Raw genomic sequence first — 19,532 nt, forward strand, 5'->3', positions numbered from 1 at the left:
ATGTGTAACTATACACTCAAGAGATGATTTTTATGTACAATCCTACATTTGATAATAATTCTGACTCATTGCGTAAATCCTTGAGTGTTGTGTCTGTACGGTATTTTCCACAGTCGAATGTGCATATTGAACATTCCGATTTACGTTACGACTCGCTAATGGCGGGAGACATGTCCGGTTTTGAAGATAAAAATGAATCGTACATATTAATTCGTGAAAGGGATGGTGATTGCATGGTGATTAATATTATTTGCCTGCATATTGAATCATTGCGTATTGCCATCCGGACGGAACGCGCGCTACTAAGTGAAGAAAATGTCAGAGTATTTCTCAGTGAAGTGAAAATACTACTTTTAACTGAAGTAATTAATTATCAAAATACGATGTTCACGAAGATTAGCGACAATACCTGGCATCTCGCCTCCGGGCTTTCGCATGAGGTTGTTACGCAGCATGTTATTGACGGCGCGCTGAAGACTATTGCATATAGCGATGCGGCAATCTTTCGTATTTATGATGATAAAAGCGACCGGCTGGTTCCGGTTGCAATGACAGGATTTAAAAATAATTATTATGATTATATTGTAGGTCTGCATGAATCAATATCCGGTAAAGTGTTTAAATCAATGCAGACGGCGGTCTTAAACTCACGGGAAGAAATTAACCACAGCTTTACGGCAAGCTCTTCCTTGCGTGATGAAATACTTAAAGATAACCCGCTGGCAACTTCGCTTATTTGCGTCCCGGTATACGATCAGTCGGCATGCTATGGCACATTGACTATGCTTTCATTTAGCCGACAGTTTGTATTTAACTCTTTAGCAAAATCGCTACTCGAAACCTATTCATCGCAGGTGGCGCTGGCCTGGCGCAATGCTCGTCTCTATGATGAACGCACGGAAAGTCTGCGGGTCGTTGAAGACCTACGCAATCAGCTGCAGGCGCAAAACACGTTGCTGAACGCGAGCGTAGATTTTTATAATTTGATGGTCTCATTGTCCATTAAATACAATAGACTAGGTGATTTTATCGCGGCGATCGCTTCACATCTCTCTTTGGATCTTAACTATCTGGATGTACTGGGAAACCAGAGTTTAAGTGAATCGCTTAGTGCATTGACGTGGAGTCACTTGCGCGCCTCTGCCGGCGAAAAAAATGTGTCGACAATCATTGTGGGCGGTAGAGACTATTGTCTGCTTCCTCTTGAAAATGAGGGGCGCTTGCTCGCCTTTTTTATCATGCGAAACCCGGACTTAAATGAACATGTATCATCGATTATCTCCAGACTAAAAGAGTTTGTGATAATGGAGATCGTCAAGCAGGCGGGTTCTGTTGCGCTGGAGAATAAAAAGAATCTGGATCTTATCGCTGAGATTATGGTGATTGGATTGACGGCAGAAAGTGAAATATCATTTGCCCGCAGGGGCATCGTTCTCCATAAATCAGTACTGTGCATTAAGCTAACAGCACCACAAGTGACCAGCGATGAAATACACTATTTGTCGACAATCAACGTTCTCACCAGAGACTTCGCATTGAAAAACGTTTTTCATTATTTTGACGCTGACGTGATAACGTTAATCATATTTGATATGAATGAGCAAAAGCTTTTCGCTTTTGAGGAAAAAGTAATCGCGCGCTATCAGCAGGACAAGCTTTATAAAGTGGGGGTGAGTTCAGTTCTGCGACGCCAGGAGGTTATCACCAGCATTAAACAAGCTAATACTGCGCTTGATGTTCTTAAAACCAGAAATAAAAGTGGCGTAATGAGTTTTCGTCATTCAGGTATTGATCGCTTGTTTATAAAACATACCCCTGAGGAACTAAAAGACTTTATCCTGGATCTGTTTTCACCTGTGCTGGAAGAGAATAACAAACCTGGTATATTGTTGGTGACGATTATCTGTTTTTTAAAAAACAGGCAGTCCGCAGTGAATACTGCAGAGGAGATGGGCATTCACGTCAATACGCTGTATCAACGGATTAAGAAGTTCGAAACGCTAACCGGTTTAAGCCTCAATAATGCAGACGAATTTATTATGATTGCCCTGACGTGCCATATGAGTCGGTTTTATCTTAGTTAAATGGTAGCCGGTAACTGATTGTAATGCATCCTGTCGTTGAGCGAGCACGCAATGAAAAGCAATCGGCTGACCGGCGTTAAGCTATTTTTTCTGTGAGACGTTGATACCCGCATTCGGCGCAAGCCGCGTCATATCATACACTCCGAGCGCAGTGATAATCGCGATGACGACAAATCCCAGGCGAAACCCCATTCCAGGAACAGTGGCGTAACCAAGATCCTCACTGAGGATGCTGCCCATGCGAATACTTAGCGCTCCCATTGTCACTCCCAGTCCGCTGGCGAGCTGAAGTGAAGTACTGAACAGCGTATTGGCTGAGCTCATCTCCTGTGACGGAACTTCAGCGAAGGCCAGTGAACTGATACCGGTGAACTGCATGGAACGGCTTAATCCGCCGAGGAACAACAGCACCAGCGTTATCAGATGCGGCGAGTCAGGCGTTAGCAGTGCGCAGAGTAACAGCGTCAATACGCAGGCGACACCGTTACCGATAAGCAGCTTACGGAAGCCAAAATAGCGAATTAGCGGCGTTGTAGCGGGTTTCATCGCCAGGTTGCCTGCAAAAACGGCCAGTACCATCGAGCCGGCTTCAAACGCGTTCATTCCGAAACCAACCTGAAACATCAGAGGCAGCATAAAGGGGGCTGAGCTAATCGTCGCACGAAGGATAAATCCTCCGCGCATGCTGATGCGAAATGAGGGGACTGAGAGCGATGACAGGCCAATCAGCGGCGTTTTACTGGTCAAAAGATGATGAATACTCCAGACCAGGGTAGCGAAGCCAACAGTAATGGTTACTGCCGCCCCGATCAGGCTAACGTTTTGTTGGCTGAGCATTTCCAGCCCTGCAACCAGGCACAGCATCGTTACGCCAGTGGCGACAAATCCTGTAAAATCAAACGGTCTGCGTTCGTTAGCCGATTGGTTTGGCATCATCTGCAATGATAGTACAATGGCGATCAGCCCCAGGGGGACGTTGAGAAAGAAGATCCAGTGCCAGCTGGCGTAGGTGGTAATAAATCCACCAAGCGGCGGCCCAATGATGGGGGCCACCAGCGCGGGCCAGGTTAGCGTGGCAATGGCCTTAATAAGCCGATCTTTCGGGGTGGTGCGCAGAACGACCAGACGTCCTACAGGAACCATCATCGCGCCGCCAATCCCCTGAAGGATACGCATCAGAACGAACTCAGTCACATTATGGGTCAGACCGCATAGCAGGGATGAAAGCGTAAAAATGCACAGTGCCAGAGTAAAGACGTTTCGTGCGCCAAAACGCTCCGCAACCCAGCCGTTGGCCGGGATCAGCACAGCCAGAGTTAATAGATAGGCGCTGATACCAATATTAAGGTCTATCGCTGTGACGCCAAACGCCTTTGCCATATCCGGCAGAGCAGTAGCAATCACCGTTCCATCAAGAAACTCCATAAAAAATGCGCTGGCAACCAGCAGCGCTAGCCCCGAAATCCTCCCTGAGCCAGAGCGTTCCTGCCGGGGCGTTTCGTCCCGCGATGAATCTGTTAAAGCCATATACCGTCCTCAGCGATTCGCTACGACGTGGTAAAGGTGTGACAAGATGGGAAGTTGTTATACCAAATAAGTAAATTTGCTGAGAACTCATTTTTAATCCCTGTTATATAAATCTTGATATTGGGCAATGAATGTACGCGTTTTATAGATACCAATCCGTTACCATCACCAAGGTAAATTATATGAATATTGATATCGGTTCAGCGCGGAAGATGATTTTGGGTGGGATGGCCCTGATAAGCGTATTTGGTTTGGTCAACGTCAGTAAAAAAGCCTGCTCGCGAGCAGGCTTTTTACAGGGATTACATGGATATACTAAGCGTTTTGACCGGTGATGAATCATTGGGGTTGGCTACGACACTCAATTTCTGTTCGTATCAAATATATCCTCCACCCTCAGTTTTGTTGCAGGATCCGCAGGAAATCCTGCTTGCTGGAGATTAATGATAGCGCCTTGGCGATAATTTCATCACTAAAAATAGAAGCAACTTCTCTCAGTACATCAATATGCTCACTTTCTTTGGCAATCACGCCAATGGCAATGAACATGACATTACTTCTGTCCCAGATAACGCCATCGGGGAACTGATAAATTTCAACCCCGGTTTTAGCAATGATATTGGTTGCTGATTTAGGCAGGTGCGGCAACGTAATGCCATTGCCTAAAAAGGTGGAGACCTGGCGCTCTCTTTCAGCAAGAAAAGTAACGCAATCTTCACTGACATAGCCTTTAGATTTAAATTCTGCGCCAATCATGGCCAGGACTTCTGCTTTATTTTTCGCCCGGCACGACAGATGGAGATTATCCTGCGTAATAGTATCGATCATAATCCGTTTTCCTTGGTGGCCGTATTGAATCCCGCTGTAGATTTATTTGCTGAAAGCTCCTCTTCCAGCTGCTCCAGCGATTTATTGGACGTTTCAGGCAGCGCCGCGATGACAAAAACAATCGCCAGGTAGTTAATCGCGGCAAAAATCAGGAATACCGGACCTAACCCGAGCTTGGCCTGCAATAATGGGAACAGATAGCTGACGATGGCGTTCATCACCCACATGAAAAATACCGATATGCCCATCGACAGTCCGCGGAACTTGAGCGGGAACAGCTCAGCCAGCACCACCCAGGTGATAAAGCCCATCGTTCCCTGCATAACGCCAACGAACATCGCGCCGAGCAGCCAGATGGCCGTGGCTTTGACGTCGCCGACCAGCGTGTAGTCTACGCCAGCAATGATAAGGTGCAGGGTAGCCATGATCGCGAACCCATAAATAATGATGGTTTTACGTTTAAAACGATCGACGAGGTACAGCACGCCAAATAGCATGCCACCGACGGAGAACACGCCATTGAGTACGTTGCAGATGAGGGAGGTTCTTTCTGAGAATCCGGCGCTGCTGAGGATCTCAGTACCGTAGTACATAATGACGTTGACCCCGGTGGTCTGCTGCAGCGCCGCCCAAATGACGCCCACCAGCAGGAGTTTGAAAATCCACGGCGTCTGGAGAATGGTGACAAAGGCGTTCTGCGAATGAAGCTTTTTGTCCGCTTCGGCCTTAATTAAGGTGGTGATATCGTTGAATTCTTTGGTTGCGCGTTCCAGAGGGCGGATTTGCTTTAATATTTCCAGCGCTTCTTCATGACGGTTTTTACTGATCAGCCAGCGCGGGCTTTCCGGCGATCGCAGCATACCGATAAACAGGCAGATGGCGGGAATGGTCTGCACCATCAGCATATAGCGCCAGACGTCGGGGAGATGGCCCCAGAGGATGCCAATAATGGCGTTGATGGCAAATGCGGCGAGCTGCCCGATAACAATGGCGACTTCGTTTAAGCCGGTTAGTTTACCGCGCATTTCGGTTGGCGCCACTTCGGAAATAAAGGTGGGGGCGGTCACCGAGGCGCCACCCACGGCATAGCCGAGGATGAAACGTGAAATAAGCAGTACGGTGATATCCGGCGCCAGAGCGGACATTAATGCGCCGATGAAAAAGATGAAGGATAAAAAGAGCAGGTACTTTCTTCTGCCAAAGAAGTCCGCGAATTTCCCCCCGAATACGCTACCTAACGCGGCGCCGATCAGCAATACGCTCATGACCAGACCTTCTGTAGTCGGGGTCAGGGCCATATATTGTTTCAGAGAGGAAAATGCGCCATTAATAACGCCGGTGTCATAACCGAATAGCAGGCCGCCAAATGTCGCAACCAGGGTTATCTGGTGTAATCGTTTTCTCTGCTGTAGGTTCAGATTCATAATAAGAGACATTTTTATACCTTTTGTTTTGATTAACGGCACGAGATAAAAACGTGTCATCCCATCCTCGTCACGGCATGCCTTTGCGCCTGGCGAAGCACGGCCGGGATGAAATGTTTTTTTGTTCTTAGTGCAACTATTTAGCGCGATTGCTATGCGCTAAATAAAACCGATCAAAGAGGTTTCTTTTTGATTAATGATGAATCATCGGTAGATGCGGGGCTGGGGCCTCCGGGGTGGTTGACGTTCAGAAAGTCCCCGGTAGCGTGAGGGTGGAAAAGGGGCGGGCCAATATAAACGGTTCGGATAAGTCCTGATCTCACTTCCTTCATTGCATCCTCCGGGGGGTTAGGATTTCTGCTGCGCCATCAAGGCGGGCAGAGTGCGTTTAGTGAGAGATGATTATTACCGCGATAAGTGAAATAAAAATACAAACAGATCACATTTTGAAAGTTTTATTTCGGTTTGATTTTGTGGACCATGTGTAACAGCCTTGTGTATAGAAAGGCTATTTTTATAATTAATTGATATATATGGCAATTTTTAGGATTGTTTACGGGGGGCTGGCCCGGTGGCAGGAAAATGAATTGTTAAAATTATGATATATATCACATTTGTTAACATGCTCGTTTATGAAATTTAAATTTCATTATTGCGTCTGTTTTATTTTTTATTCGAAATCGGGGGGCGTCAAAAAGCTTCATCACCTCGATACGCGTTTTGCCGCAGGGTGACGGTTGCGCTCAATGCCCGGCGGCGGCAGGAGCTGCGGATGCACCGCTGGCGTCACCCTGGAAACACAATTGAGAACCGCCAATTATCATAGTGATACGCATGCTCTCGTTTTGATAATCAGCGGCGACCTCATGCGCTTTTTATTCTTTAACCGGCCGCTATTTTTAGATACGCCTCACATAACTCAGCCTCAAATAACCCTTTATTTATAGGTGGCATAGCCATTGCTTTAATCCGTTATCTTTCTTTGTGAGTGGAGACTGAAAAATATGGATACATTGCTAGTTGGCAGTGAGGTGCCCCGCGTAGACGGGCTCGCCAAGGTGACGGGTAAAGCGGTCTACGGCGATGACATTATTATGAACAATATGCTGTATGGCGTTTGTCGCTACGTGGATATTCCTGCCGGGCGCATCGATGCGCTCGACCTGTCGGAGGCGGAAAAAGTGCCCGGCGTCGTGCGTATTGCCACCTGGAACGATATCCCCGGTCAGCGCAAGCTGGGAGCGATTGTTCCCGATCATCCGCCGATTATCGACAAGGAGATCGCCTACCGCGGCGACGTGGTTGCCGTAGTGGCGGCGGAAACCTACGAGGCAGCCTGCATCGCCGTCGATAAAATCAAAATCACCTACACCCCGTGGGAGCCGATTACCTCCCCGGAAGAGGCGATGAAGCCCGGGGCGCGCCTTATTCACAGCGAACTCGATAGCAATATCATCAATCGCCACCACACGGCGAAGGGCGATATTGATGCCGGTTTTGCCGCCTCCAGCCATATCTTCGAACGTGAGTATGAGGTGGGGTTCCAGGAGCACGGCTATATTGAGCCGGAATCGATTACCGCCTACCTGGACAATAATGAACAGATCATGACCATCGAAGGGTCGATTCAGAACGCTCACCGCACCCGGGCGGTGATTGCCAAATATCTCGACCTGCCCCAGGCGAAGGTCAACATTAAGCGCTCCGTCCTCGGCGGCTCCTTCGGCGGTAAAGATGACATTATCGATAACGTCTCCTGCCGCGCGGCGCTGCTGGTGCACCTGACCGGGCGGCCGGTTAAGATCTCTTATAACCGCGAACAGTCGATGCGCGAGAGCTACAAGCGCCATCCTTATAAGATGAAATACCGCATTGGCGTGGACGACGACGCGCGCATTCAGGCGATTAAAATCGACATTATCGCCGATGGCGGCAGCTACTGCGGTCAGACGGTGTTTGTCACCTGGCGCAGTTCCGTGCAGGCGGCGGGCCCCTACAACATTCCTAACGTACGCGTCGATCTGGTGGGCGTTTACACCAACAACAACTATACCTCGGCCTACCGCGGCTACGGCGCGCCGCAGGTCATTTTCGCCAACGAATCGCTGATGGATGACGTGGCGGGCGAACTGGGCCTGTCGCCCGTTGAGTTCCGCCTGCGCAATATTCTCAAGCAGGGCGATACCAGCATGGCCGGGCAGGTCTTCAGCGAGCATACCGTCTCCGCGCGGGAGGTGCTGGAGAAGACGCTGCTTAAGGCCGAATACGAGGCCAAACGCGAGCACTACAAAAAGCTTAACGCGGAAGGCGGCCCGATCCGCTACGGGATTGGCTTCGCGCTGAGCCATCGCGGCTGCTCTCTGGGGGCCGAGGGGCTGGATGCGTCCTCGGCGCTGATTCAGGTGAATGCCGACGCCAGCGTGAACATCTCCACCTCGGTATCCGAGAACGGGCAGGGGCTGCAGACCACCATGTCGCTGCTGGCGGCGGAAGCCTTTGGTATTGGGCTCGACCGGGTGATGTTTAGCGAACCGGCCACCGCGATGATCGCCGACGGCGGCTCAACGGTCGCTTCGCGCGGTACCCTGATGGGCGGACAGGCGATTCTGAGCGCGGCGAACAAAATTAAACAACGCATGGCGGACGCCGTCAGGGAAACGCTGAAAGCGCAGAGCATCGACGATATCGCCTGGCAAAATGGCAAGGTGTTCAACCGCCACAGCCCGGAGCTGAGCCTCAGCTTCCAGCAGGTGTGCGATATGACCCGGGCTACCGGGGCAAACCTCTCCGCCTACGGCTGGCACGTGGCGCCGAATATTCACTGGGATGAAGAGAAGGGCTGCGGCAGCCCCTATTTCACCTGGGTGTACGGCTGCCAGCTGGCCGACGTGGCGGTGGATATGCGCACCGGCAAAATCACCGTCAATAACGTCGTCGCCACCCACGATGTCGGTAAAGTCATTAACCCGGTTGGTTTTAGCGGCCAGGTCTACGGCGGCGTACTGCAGGGGATGATCGGCTACGGCATGCTGGAGGATTTCAACACCGAGCACGGCGTGGTGAAATCGGAAAACTTCGATACCTATCTGCTGCCGACCATCAAGGATATGCCGCACATCGATATCATTGCGGTGGAAAACTACGATAAAGCGGGCCCGATGGGGGCGAAAGTTATCGGCGAACCGGTACTTGAACTGGGCGCTGCGGCTCTCAATAACGCGGTGAGCTTCGCCATCGACCGCCCCAACCGGATCCTGCCGCTGACCCTTGAGCAGGTTCGCCTGGGTTATAACCTCAAGAAGCCGGAGCGCCAGAGCGAGCAGATGCTGGAGTCTGGCGATAAGAAACAGGTTCACCGCCTCAACACCCTGTCGCTGAGCGTCCCGCAAACCCTGAAAGAGGCCCTGACGCTGATGGCCGGGAAGGGGGCAATGCCTATTGCCGGCGGCACCGATGTGCTGGTGCAGGCCCGGATGCTGTCCGGCGAGGTGCCGCTTGTCAACATTGCCGGACTGGCGGAGCTGAAGGAGATTTTTGACGTTGGGGGCGGGATCTCCATTGGCTCCGGCATCTGCTTTACCGATCTGGTTAAGCATCCGTTGATTCAGCAGCGCTATCCGCTACTGGTTACGGCTTGTAAAACCGTCGGCTCCCTGCAGCTGCGCAACCGGGCAACGATCGGCGGCAATATCGTCAACGCCGCCCCGTGCGCGGACTCCATGCCGCCGCTCATTATCTACGATGCGGAAGTAGAGCTGCGCAGCGCGCGCGGAACGCGCCGGATGCCGGTCAGCGAATTTGTCGTGGGCGGCTATCGCACCCTTCTTGAGCCAGATGAGCTGGTTGTCCGCTTTATCCTGCCGGCGCCGACGCAGCAGCCGCTGATCAATCGCTATCTGCAGCTTGGCCGGCGCAATGCGTTGAACATTACGCGCCAGAGCTTAACCGGGCAGTTTATGGTCGATAAGGGCGTGGTTCGCCTGTGCCGTCTGGTGGATGGCGCGCTGATGGCCAAACCGCAGCGGTTGACTGAGGTTGAGCAGGCGCTCACCGGGAAGGCGTTAGACGCTGCCGCCATTGACTATGCGGCCGCGGTACTGCACGACAAGGTAGAAAAAGCCATCGGCGGACGCTGGTCTGCGCCTTATAAAGTCCCCGTATTTATCGATATGTTCCGGCAGATGCTGCAGGAAGTTATGACAGAGCAGAAAAAATAAGGAGCCATGAACATGAACCATATTGAGCTAAAAGTGAATGGCATCCGCATTGCCCGCGATGTGAAAGACAATGTCCGCCTGATCGATTTTCTGCGCGAGGAGCTGAAGCTCACCGGCACCAAAGAGGGCTGCTCGGTGGGCGAGTGCGGAGCCTGCACCGTGATTATGGACGGCAAATCCGTCTGCTCCTGCCTGCTGCTGGCCGCCCAGTGCAGCGGGGCGGAGGTCACTACCGTCGAAGCGCTGCATCACGATCCGGTCGGTAAAAAATTGCAGAACGCCTTTATTCGTCACGGCGGCGTTCAGTGCGGCTTCTGCACGCCCGGCGTGTTGATGAGCGCCAAGGCGCTGCTGGATGCCAACCCGGCCCCCAGCGACGATGAGCTGAAAGAGGCGCTGGAGGGGAATATCTGCCGCTGTACGGGATATCAGCCGATCATTACCTCGATTAAAGCGGTGCTGAAATCCTGATCGCCGCAAGCGCCGCCGTCGCCAGCCGACGGCGGCGTTGTATTCGGCTTCAGGGGGAGGATGACGATGAGCAAAAAAATGGATAAACAGTGCGTTATGCTGGCCGCCGGGCTCTCCAGCCGGATGGGCAAATGGAAAATGATGATGCCGTGGGGCGAGGGAACGATTCTCGATAGCGCCCTTGCCAGCGCCCTGGCGTTCTGCGATCGGGTGGTGCTGGTGACGGGGTTTCGCGGCGACGAACTGGCCGCGTGCTATCGGGATCATCCGGGCGTTGAGGTGGTCTTTAACCCGCAATATCAGGACGGTATGTTCTCTTCTATTCAGTGCGGGGTAGGCCATATTCGCGCTTCGCGCTTCTTTCTGGCGCTGGGCGATATGCCGGAGGTCACGCCGGGCGTCTACCGCCGGCTGTGGGCCAACGCCGACGCCGGGAGCTGCATTATTCCGGCCTACGATCGCGGTAAAGGCCATCCGGTTCTTCTGCCCCAGCGGGCGATTTCTCTGATTCGTCGCGCGCCGCAAGGGGCCACCCTGCGGGACGTTATCGGTCAGATGGCGGCGCGCGTTATCCCCGTGGCGAATCAGGGGATTCACTGGGATGTTGACACTCCGCAGCAGTATCTTGAGGTCGCGCGCCGCTGCCGCAAAGATCTGGCCGCCGTCGGTTAGCGCTAGCGCAGGGAAGAAGAAAAGACAATATCGCCCCGGGGCGCACAGCGCCGGGGCGATATTTTTTACCCCGCGGCGCTTTCGCGCAGACGGGCTTTCAACTGGCTGTATTCCTCACTGACGTACCGTTCGGCGGCCCGCTGATCGGCAATACGCTCAACGTTAACGGCGCAGTACTTGTACTCCGGGGTTTTGGTTATCGGGCTGAGATTCTCGGTGACCAGCTCGTTGCAGGCGCCGATCCACCACTGATAGGTCATGTAGACCGCCCCTTTATTCGGCCTGTCGCTGATTTTCGCCCGGGAAATCACCTTGCCTTTGCGCGAGTTAACCCACACCAGCTCTTCGTCCTCAATCCCGAGCCGCTTGGCGTCGGCGGTGTTGATCTGGATGTAGCCCGGTTCGTCCGCCAGTTTGGCCAGCGCAGCGCAGTTGCCGGTCATCGAACGGCAGGAGTAGTGGCCCACTTCGCGCACCGTGGAGAGCACCATCGGATAGGCATCGCTCAGCTTATCGACCGGCGCCTGCCATTCGCAGGTGAAGAACTGCGCCAGCCCGTTCGGCGTGGAGAACCGTTCCGCAAACAGATACGAAGTGCCCTGGTCCGCCTCCGACTCGTCGCGGCACGGCCACTGCACGTAGCCCAGTTCTCCCATCTTCTCGTAGGTCGCGCCGAAGAAGTTGGGGCACAGATGGCGGAGTTCATCCCAGATCTGCTGCGTGTTGTCGTACTTCATTGGATACCCCATCCGGGTGGCGATTTCGCAGATGATTTGCCAGTCGGTCTTCAGATCCCACTTCGGCTCCACCGCCTTGAAAAAGCGCTGGAAGCCGCGGTCCGCTGCGGTATAGACGCCCTCATGCTCGCCCCACGAGGTCGAGGGCAGAATCACATCGGCCGCCGCGGCGGTTTTGGTCATAAAGATATCCTGGACAATAACCAGCTCCATCTCTTCGAAGGCCTGACGTACGGCGGAAAGCTCGGCGTCGGTCTGGAGCGGATCTTCCCCCATAATGTACGCCGCCCGCACTTCGCCGTGCGCCACGCGGTGCGGCAGCTCGCTGATGCGATAGCCAGGGCTCTCCGGCAGGCTCTCAACGCCCCAGGCGTTGGCGAACTTCTCCCGGTTTTCCGGGAATTTCACGTACTGATAGCCGGGATAGGTGTCCGGCAGCGCGCCCATATCGCAGGCGCCCTGGACGTTGTTCTGGCCGCGCACCGGATTGACGCCGACGTGCGGTTTCCCCAGATTACCGGTGAGGATCGCCAGGCTGGTCAGGGAACGCACCGTTTCGACGCCCTGCCAGAACTGGGTTACGCCCATCCCCCACAGAATCATGGCGTTTCCGGCGCTGGCGTACAGCCGCGCGCATTCGCGAATCTGCCTGGCGCTGATGCCGGTGATGGCTTCCACCGACTCCGGCGTATAGCCTTCGACGATGTTGCGATACGCTTCGAAGCCTTCGGAACGCCCGGCGACGAAGGATTTATCGTAGAGATCTTCTTCGATAATCACCTGCCCGATAGCGTTGAGTAGCGCGATATTCGAGCCGTTCTTCAGCGCAATGTGCAGATCGGCGATGCGCGCGGTTTCGATTTTACGCGGATCGCAGACGATGATTTTGGCGCCGTTGCGTTTGGCATTGAGGATGTGATTCGCCACGATCGGGTGCGAATCCGCCGGGTTATAGCCGAAAATAAACACCAGATCGGTATTATCGATCTCGGTGATGGCATTACTCATCGCGCCGTTGCCGACCGACTGGTGCAGACCTGCAACCGAAGGGCCGTGTCAGACGCGTGCGCAGCAGTCGACGTTATTGGTACCAATAACGGCGCGCGCAAATTTTTGCATGATGTAGTTGGTTTCATTGCCGGTGGCGCGCGAAGATCCGGTGGTCTGAATCGCATCCGGCCCGTACTTCGCTTTTATGTCGCTGAGGCGGTTTGCCACGTAATCGAGCGCTTCCTCCCAGGAGACGGACTCCAGCTTACCGCCGCGCCGGCGGCGGATCATCGGCGTTTTCAGGCGCGGCGTGAGGATCTGCGGGTCGTCAATAAAATCCCAGCCGTAGTAGCCCTTCAGGCACAGGGTGCCCTGATTATTTTTCCCCATCGCAGCGTCGGCGCGGGTAATTTTTCCCTCTTCTACCGTGAGCTGCATTTTGCAGCCGGAGGCGCAGTAGGGGCAGACGGTCGTGACTCTTTTCATAGCAGTGGTCCTTAAACTTAGAACAGCAGGGCATAGCTAAAGCGGCCGTTCAGGCCCTGCGCGATACCCTGCTGCACGACGGGAATCGCCAGCAGCAGCAGGGTGATCAAGGCAAACAGAAGTCTGGTGAGCATCATTACCCCTCCTGCGCTTCTTCAGGCTGTCTCTCCTTCTGAACTTTGCGCAGCAGGAGCCACATTCTGACGGTTCTGACTGCCATGTTGCGCGCCGCCGAGCTTGGCGGGGCCGGATCGGGGACCGGCGTTTCGTGGTTAACGCGGAATGGCACGCTGCCGTTGAGGGTGAGGTTGGCGACGATAGCCGTCAGGGTGCCAATCGTAATCCCGCTGTGCAGAAACAGCTGAACCATCGGCGGAAACTGGGTAAACAGATTGGGCACCAGCACCGGCATCATGCCGAGGCCGAGCGTTAATGCCACCACCATACCGTTATTATTGTTGCGGTAGTTGACCTGTCCCAGGGTACGAATACCGGACACCGCCACCATACCGAACATGACAATGCCCGCGCCGCCGAGGATCGGTTTCGGTATCAGCACCACCAGCGCCGCCATCCTCGAGAACACGCCCATCAGAATCAGAATGATGCCGGAGACCGACACCACAAAACGGCTGCGCACCCCGGTTAAACCGATCAGGCCGACGTTCTGCGCGAAGGCGGCGTAGGGAAACAGATTGAAGAAGCCGCAGATAGTGGTCGCGATACCGCAGGTGTTGAGGCCGTTGCGCAGCATCTTCGCGTCCACCTTTTTCCCGACGATATCCCCGGTCGCCATCATCGAGGACATGGTTTCCACCATCACCACCACCATCACCATCGACAGCAGGGCGACGGGGATAATATGAAATTCAGGTTTGGCGAAGGGCATCAGGGTCGGCAGATGGAGCCAGGGGGTGGCGTGGACGAGGCTAAAGTCGAGAGGCTTAAAGCAGCTCCAGAGTACGGTGCCGATGATAAGGCCGATCAGCACCGACGTGTTTTTCACGACGCCGGAGGCAAAGGTGTAAATATTGAGAATAATCACCAGCGTGATTGCCGCCATCAGCAGCGAGAAGGGGGCGCCAAAGCCGCTCATTTCGCTGCTCCCGCCGCCAATCCACCCGCCTGCCACCGGCATAATAGACATGCCGATAAGCGTGACGATGCTGCCCATCACCACCTTGGGAAAGAAGCGGATGAGCTTGCTAATCCACGGCGCGCAGCAGAGGATAAAAATACCGGACACGATCACCGCCCCGGAAATACCGCCGATCCCGTACTCCTTACCGATCAACACCATCGGGATCAGCGCGGCGAAGGTACAGCCCTGGATAAGCGGCAGCCGACAGCCGAGCCACTTACCGACCCCCAGCGACTGCACGATGGTGGCCGCGCCGCAGATAAACAGGTCGGCGCTGATCAGTAAAATAATGTGCTCCGGCGGGAGCCCTACCGCATTACCCACAACGAGCGGAACCGCCACGGCGCCCGCGTACATCACCAGCACGTGCTGTAGCCCATAAAGAATCATTTGCGTAACGGGTAATATTTCATCGACCGGTGCGGTCGAGCTCCCGTTTTGTGAGGCGGAATTGGCGATATCTTTCATGAAGTTGTTATCTCCTGTACGACTTCACTCCGTATATACCCTTCATACTTCAAGTTGCTTGTGCGTTGGCTTTCCTCGCTCACCCCAGTCACTTACTAGAGTAAGCTCCTGGGGATTCGCTGTGTCGCCGCCTTCCTGCAACTCGAATTATTTTGGGTATAAGCGTGAACAGAGCCGAAGTTACGATTCGAAGGCCGCTGCCTCCCTGAGCCGATGCGTTCATCAGCGTGTTGCGCGCACGAGAAGTAATATGCGTAAGCTGTGCCAAAAATAAGCGCCTGGAGAATTGAAGGAGAATTGTGTGAAATAACTCACGAGAAAAAGGCGGGAATATCGACGCGCTGCGAAACTTCTCAAATAAATCTCGTGGTGAATAAACGCGCGCTATCACATTGAGACAGGGAGCGTCTCATTTTGGTATCACGCGCGATACGTTGAATTATCAACATGATTAAACCCTGAGCGCGGAGAATAATTTTTGTTCAGCGAGAGCGGATATATATCGTGCTGCTAAGTGAGAGTGGGCCTGTTTTTTTGAGACGGCTCGCAAAAATAAGCACCATATGAATACCCTGAACAAAAGCGCCTGATTATTGCATTGCTTCCCGGTGAGTCCTGGAATAATAAAGGGAAGCAAATGAATAAATTTATTGTTGCCGATTCTGCAAACTGTATTGGCTGCCACGCCTGTGAAGTGGCCTGCGTCACCTCTCATCGCCAGGACAGCTGGCCCCGGCAGCGCAGCGACTTTCTGCCGCGCATTCGGGTGTTCTTCCACCGCCACGCCAGCAGCGCGACGACCTGCCGCCACTGCAACGACGCCCCCTGCGTCGGCTCCTGTCCGACCCAGGCGCTGCGCGTGGCGAACGACAGCGTTCAGTTTACAGAGGCGCTGTGCATCGGCTGTAAAAACTGCGTCATCGCCTGTCCCTTTGGGGCCATTGAGATGGTGGCCAACGATGACGACGCGCCGCAGCTGGCGCAGAAATGCGATCTTTGCAGCCAGCATCCTTCCGGTCAGCAGGCGTGCGTGGCCAGCTGTCCAACCCAGGCGCTGCAACTGATGGATGAGGCCGCCGTTAACCGGCTGCGTAGCGCGCGGCAGATTCGCTCCGCGCTGGAAACCCCGCTGGGCGCCGTTCGCGGCGCCAGACGCAGCGCGATACTCAATAAACCTCCGCGGGTGGGGGCGAAAAAAGTGCCCGCCGATGACCGCATGCAGCACTTCGGCGAAATCTATCAGCCGCTGAGCGAGTGCGATGCGGAGTATGAGAGCGAACGCTGTCTCTACTGCGCGCAGAAAGCGTGGTGTAACTGGACCTGTCCTTTACATAATCATATTCCCGATTTCATCCGCCTGGTGAGCGAGGGCAAGATTATCGAGGCGGCGGAGTTGTGCCATCAGAGCAGCTCCCTGCCGGAGATTTGCGGCCGCGTCTGTCCGCAGGACAGGCTGTGCGAAGGGGCCTGCACCTTAAAGAACGAAGGCGGCTCGGTCGCCATTGGCAACCTTGAGCGCTATATCACCGATACCGCGCTGGCGATGGGCTGGCGACCGACAATCGGCACAGTGGCCCCGCGCCCGGAGCGGGTGGCGGTGATTGGCGCCGGGCCAGCCGGACTGGGCTGCGCCGATATTCTCGTGCGCGCGGGCGTGCACGTTGACGTGTTCGATCGCCATCCGGAAATCGGCGGCCTGCTGACCTTCGGTATTCCGCCGTTCAAGTTGGATAAAAACGTGCTTGAGAAGCGACGCGACGTTTTTAGCGCCATGGGCGTCAATTTTCATCTCAACCAGGAGGTGGGGCGCGACGTGGCTTTTGCCGATCTGGTGAAAAACTATGACGCCGTCTTCCTTGGCGTGGGCACCTACGGTCTGATGGCCGCCGGCCTGGAGGGAGAGAACGCCCCCGGCGTGATTCAGGCCCTGCCGTTCCTGATTGCCAGCACCCGCGAGGTGATGGGGCTCGAAGAGAGCCCCGAGTATCCGCTGACCGACATTAAGGGGAAACGGGTGGTGGTGCTTGGCGGGGGAGATACGGCGATGGACTGCCTGCGCACCGCCGTTCGCCGCGGCGCAGCGAGCGTGACCTGCGCCTACCGTCGCGATGAGCTGAGCATGCCCGGGTCGAAAAAAGAGGTGGTGAACGCGCGGGAGGAGGGGGTGAAATTTGAGTTTAACGTGCAGCCGCAGCGCATTCAGCTCAACCGCAAGGGGCAGGTCTGCGCGGTGGAGATGATCCGCACGAAGATGGGCGAGCCGGGCCCGGACGGCCGCCGCCGGCCGCAGCCGATCCCGGATTCCGGGTTTGAACTTAAAGTCGATGTGCTCATTATGGCGTTTGGCTTTCAGGCTCACGAGATGCCGTGGCTGCGCGGCCACGGGATAAAGCTGGACCGCTGGGGGCAGATAGTGACCGGCGGCAAAGGGCGCGGAACGACGCAAACCAGCCATGACAAAATCTTTGCCGGCGGCGATGCCGTGACCGGCGCGGACCTGGTGGTCACCGCCATGGTTGCCGGGCGGCAGGCGGCCAGCGAGATGTTGATGCAATTCACGGCCTGGGAGGAGATATGACTCGTTTTATCGTTGCCAGTTCGCAGGCCTGCATCGGCTGCAGGACCTGTGAGGTAGCCTGTGCGCTGGAACACGTGGCGCCGGGGGCGGAGTTTCATCCTCGCCTGAAGGTGATGCGCCTCGACGAGCTTAGCGTGCCGGTGATGTGTCATCAGTGCGAGAATGCGCCCTGCGTGGGCGCCTGCCCGACCGGGGCGCTGAGCATGGGGGCGGAGAAAGTGGAGGCCGACGGCGGGCGCTGCATTGGCTGCCAGAGCTGCGTGGTCGCCTGCCCGTTTGGGGCGATTACCATTGAGGTGGAGGCCGGTCTGACGCCGGTTATCGTTAAGTGCGATCTTTGCGGCACCCGGGAGCGCGGCCCCGCCTGCGTTGATGTCTGCCCGACGGCGGCGCTGAGTATCATGACCGAAGAGCAGCTCAGCGCGCTGCAAAAGCAGCGCAATATCGCCACCGCCGTGCTGCTGTCGCTGTAAACCTTGCGTCCGGCGGCGCGGAAGCTGCCGGGCAATTTCATACGCCCGCGTTCTGTCAGCAAAAAAAACCGGCCTGCCAGGCCGGTTTAGCGTTTTTATGCGGGCTACGCGGGGAGCGCATCCATTCGCGCCCACATTTTTTTCGCCACTTTCTGCGCTTCGCGGAATATCGGCCCGCAGTCGAAGCTGAACTGGCGATCCTCGTAGATCATCACGCCGTTCACCATGACGCTGCGCACGCTGTTTGCCCCCAGGCCGAAGGCGATATGTCCGGCGATGTTTTCCGCGATAAGCGGCGTCGGCGCCATATAGTCGCAAATGGTGAGGTCCGCTTTATAGCCCGCCTCAAGGCGGCCAAAGCGGGCGTTGAAGTTGCGATTCAACAGTTCATTGCCGTTGCTCAGCGCCTTCGCGAAGCTGTCCGGCCACAGCGGCCCGCCGGCGTCGCGGTGTTTAAAGAAGGCAAACTTCATCTCCTCGAACATGTCGGAACCGATGCCGTCGGTGCCGAGCGCTAGATTGCGCATCTGCGGCAGGCGGGGGTTGTAGCCGACGTGGTTGTTCATGTTGGAGCGGGCGTTGTGCACCAGGAAGCCGTCCTGCGCGTTCAGCAGCTCGACGTCGGCATCGGAGATGTACAGGCCGTGGGCAATCAGCGTCTTACTGTTGATAAGGTCGAACTCCGCCAGCCGCACCAGCAGGTCCTTACCGTAAAGGTGATGGCTGTGAGAGACATCGTAGCGGTCTTCCGCCGCGTGGATATGCAGGCCGCGGCCGGTGGCTTTTAGCGCTTCGCGCAGCATCGCCAGACCCTCATCCGGAACGGTGAACGGCGCATGGGCGCCGATATGGGCCTCGACCAGATAAGGCTGGTCGCCCTTTTCGCGCGCGGCGTCGATCTCTCTGGCGAAGCGAATGTTCTCCTCAACGCTGTCGCGCAGCTCGCGGCTGCCAAAGTTACGGTCGGTGGTTTCGAAGCAGGTCATCCCGCGCAGCCCGATTTTGAGGAAGGCGTTGCGCAGCTGGCTCAGGGAGCCCGCGATATAGTGGGGCGACGCATGATGATCGACAACCGCCGTGCAGCCGCTGCGCACGGCCTCCATGGCGCAGATCAGCCCGCTGTAGTAGAGCGACTCTTCATCCAGCGCCCGGTCAAGGCGCCACCACAGGTTTTTCAGCGTGGAGATAAAGTCCGGGCTGGGGGCGATATTGGCCTGAATCCCCCGGGACAGGCCGGAATAAAAGTGATTGTGGGAGCAGACCATGCCGGGCATCACCAGCTGCCCGCGCATCTCTTTCACCTGCGCCTGCGGATAGCGCTGGCACAGGCCGGGGCCGACAGCGAGAATTTTATCGCTCTCAATGGCGATATCGACGTTCTCCCACACTTTCGCCGGATAGATCTGCGCGGCGGTGGCATTTTTCAGGATCAGGAT

Annotated in this window: 13 protein-coding genes; 7 read left to right on the forward strand and 6 right to left on the reverse strand. The window is 55.3% G+C overall.

Annotation, left to right across the window (positions count from 1 at the left end; genetic code table 11):
- The first annotated feature begins 170 nt into the window (after positions 1–170).
- Positions 171–2,084, forward strand: coding sequence for a helix-turn-helix domain-containing protein (locus ABLU88_RS07710; RefSeq protein ID WP_348836277.1), 1,914 nt, complete (start codon positions 171–173; stop codon positions 2,082–2,084).
- An 81-nt stretch (positions 2,085–2,165) separates the two neighbouring features.
- On the opposite strand, the gene ABLU88_RS07715 is transcribed toward ABLU88_RS07710, so the two are convergent.
- Positions 2,166–3,611, reverse strand: coding sequence for an MFS transporter (locus tag ABLU88_RS07715; protein ID WP_025108433.1), 1,446 nt, complete (start codon positions 3,609–3,611; stop codon positions 2,166–2,168).
- Between the two features lie 182 nt (positions 3,612–3,793).
- On the opposite strand from ABLU88_RS07715, the gene ABLU88_RS07720 reads away from it, so the two are divergent.
- Complete coding sequence (locus ABLU88_RS07720) at positions 3,794–3,946, forward strand: hypothetical protein (RefSeq protein WP_157835624.1); 153 nt, start codon at positions 3,794–3,796, stop codon at positions 3,944–3,946.
- A gap of 61 nt (positions 3,947–4,007) precedes the next feature.
- Here ABLU88_RS07720 and ABLU88_RS07725 read toward each other — a convergent pair whose 3' ends face one another.
- Entirely contained in the window at positions 4,008–4,439 is a 432-nt protein-coding gene (locus tag ABLU88_RS07725; protein ID WP_025108434.1) for a PTS sugar transporter subunit IIA, read from the reverse strand.
- Entirely contained in the window at positions 4,436–5,875 is a 1,440-nt protein-coding gene (locus ABLU88_RS07730) for a sugar porter family MFS transporter (protein WP_049069139.1), read from the reverse strand. The genes ABLU88_RS07725 and ABLU88_RS07730 overlap by 4 nt, the downstream gene beginning before the upstream one ends.
- A 992-nt stretch (positions 5,876–6,867) precedes the next feature.
- On the opposite strand from ABLU88_RS07730, the gene ABLU88_RS07735 reads away from it, so the two are divergent.
- The 3 genes from ABLU88_RS07735 to ABLU88_RS07745 all read left to right on the forward strand — a co-directional run bounded on the left by ABLU88_RS07735 (position 6,868) and on the right by ABLU88_RS07745 (position 11,223).
- On the forward strand, positions 6,868–10,080 hold the full coding sequence (locus ABLU88_RS07735) for a molybdopterin cofactor-binding domain-containing protein (protein ID WP_348836278.1): 3,213 nt from the start codon (positions 6,868–6,870) through the stop codon (positions 10,078–10,080).
- A gap of 12 nt (positions 10,081–10,092) precedes the next feature.
- Positions 10,093–10,551, forward strand: coding sequence for a (2Fe-2S)-binding protein (locus tag ABLU88_RS07740; protein ID WP_025108437.1), 459 nt, complete (start codon positions 10,093–10,095; stop codon positions 10,549–10,551).
- 66 nt (positions 10,552–10,617) lie between these two features.
- Positions 10,618–11,223: a CTP--molybdopterin cytidylyltransferase gene (locus ABLU88_RS07745; protein WP_014838779.1), complete on the forward strand. Its 606-nt coding sequence runs from the start codon at positions 10,618–10,620 to the stop codon at positions 11,221–11,223.
- Positions 11,224–11,288: 65 nt separating this feature from the next.
- On the opposite strand, the gene fdhF is transcribed toward ABLU88_RS07745, so the two are convergent.
- Positions 11,289–13,436 (reverse strand): formate dehydrogenase subunit alpha, encoded by a 2,148-nt coding sequence (gene fdhF, locus ABLU88_RS07750; RefSeq protein WP_348836279.1) that lies wholly within the window; start codon positions 13,434–13,436, stop codon positions 11,289–11,291.
- 136 nt (positions 13,437–13,572) lie between these two features.
- Complete coding sequence (locus ABLU88_RS07755) at positions 13,573–15,045, reverse strand: nucleobase:cation symporter-2 family protein (RefSeq protein WP_032718844.1); 1,473 nt, start codon at positions 15,043–15,045, stop codon at positions 13,573–13,575.
- 637 nt (positions 15,046–15,682) lie between these two features.
- Here ABLU88_RS07755 and ygfT point away from each other — a divergent pair.
- Together ygfT and ABLU88_RS07765 are read left to right on the forward strand one after the other, a co-directional pair.
- Positions 15,683–17,623: a formate-dependent uric acid utilization protein YgfT gene (gene ygfT, locus ABLU88_RS07760; RefSeq protein WP_348836280.1), complete on the forward strand. Its 1,941-nt coding sequence runs from the start codon at positions 15,683–15,685 to the stop codon at positions 17,621–17,623.
- Positions 17,620–18,096 (forward strand): 4Fe-4S dicluster domain-containing protein, encoded by a 477-nt coding sequence (locus ABLU88_RS07765; protein WP_064375329.1) that lies wholly within the window; start codon positions 17,620–17,622, stop codon positions 18,094–18,096. Before ygfT ends, ABLU88_RS07765 begins: the two co-directional genes overlap by 4 nt.
- 104 nt (positions 18,097–18,200) lie before the next feature.
- On the opposite strand, the gene ssnA is transcribed toward ABLU88_RS07765, so the two are convergent.
- A complete protein-coding gene (gene ssnA / locus ABLU88_RS07770) occupies positions 18,201–19,532 on the reverse strand; it encodes a putative aminohydrolase SsnA (protein WP_162934476.1) in 1,332 nt (443 codons plus the stop codon).

Origin of the sequence: Klebsiella sp. GW_Kp182 (assembly GCF_040062275.1) — a bacterium.
In the GTDB taxonomy this organism is placed as follows: domain Bacteria; phylum Pseudomonadota; class Gammaproteobacteria; order Enterobacterales; family Enterobacteriaceae; genus Klebsiella; species Klebsiella michiganensis.

Excerpts from the sequence above, each read along its gene's own strand:
- ABLU88_RS07720 (WP_157835624.1), top strand. The coding sequence starts at position 3,794 with ATGAATATTGATATCGGTTCAGCGCGGAAGATGATTTTGGGTGGGATG.
- ABLU88_RS07755 (WP_032718844.1), bottom strand. The coding sequence starts at position 15,045 with ATGAAAGATATCGCCAATTCCGCCTCACAAAACGGGAGCTCGACCGCA.
- ABLU88_RS07765 (WP_064375329.1), top strand. The coding sequence starts at position 17,620 with ATGACTCGTTTTATCGTTGCCAGTTCGCAGGCCTGCATCGGCTGCAGG.
- ABLU88_RS07745 (WP_014838779.1), top strand. The coding sequence starts at position 10,618 with ATGAGCAAAAAAATGGATAAACAGTGCGTTATGCTGGCCGCCGGGCTC.
- ABLU88_RS07735 (WP_348836278.1), top strand. The coding sequence starts at position 6,868 with ATGGATACATTGCTAGTTGGCAGTGAGGTGCCCCGCGTAGACGGGCTC.
- ygfT (WP_348836280.1), top strand. The coding sequence starts at position 15,683 with ATGAATAAATTTATTGTTGCCGATTCTGCAAACTGTATTGGCTGCCAC.
- ABLU88_RS07740 (WP_025108437.1), top strand. The coding sequence starts at position 10,093 with ATGAACCATATTGAGCTAAAAGTGAATGGCATCCGCATTGCCCGCGAT.
- ABLU88_RS07730 (WP_049069139.1), bottom strand. The coding sequence starts at position 5,875 with ATGTCTCTTATTATGAATCTGAACCTACAGCAGAGAAAACGATTACAC.
- ABLU88_RS07725 (WP_025108434.1), bottom strand. The coding sequence starts at position 4,439 with ATGATCGATACTATTACGCAGGATAATCTCCATCTGTCGTGCCGGGCG.
- ABLU88_RS07715 (WP_025108433.1), bottom strand. The coding sequence starts at position 3,611 with ATGGCTTTAACAGATTCATCGCGGGACGAAACGCCCCGGCAGGAACGC.
- ABLU88_RS07710 (WP_348836277.1), top strand. The coding sequence starts at position 171 with ATGTCCGGTTTTGAAGATAAAAATGAATCGTACATATTAATTCGTGAA.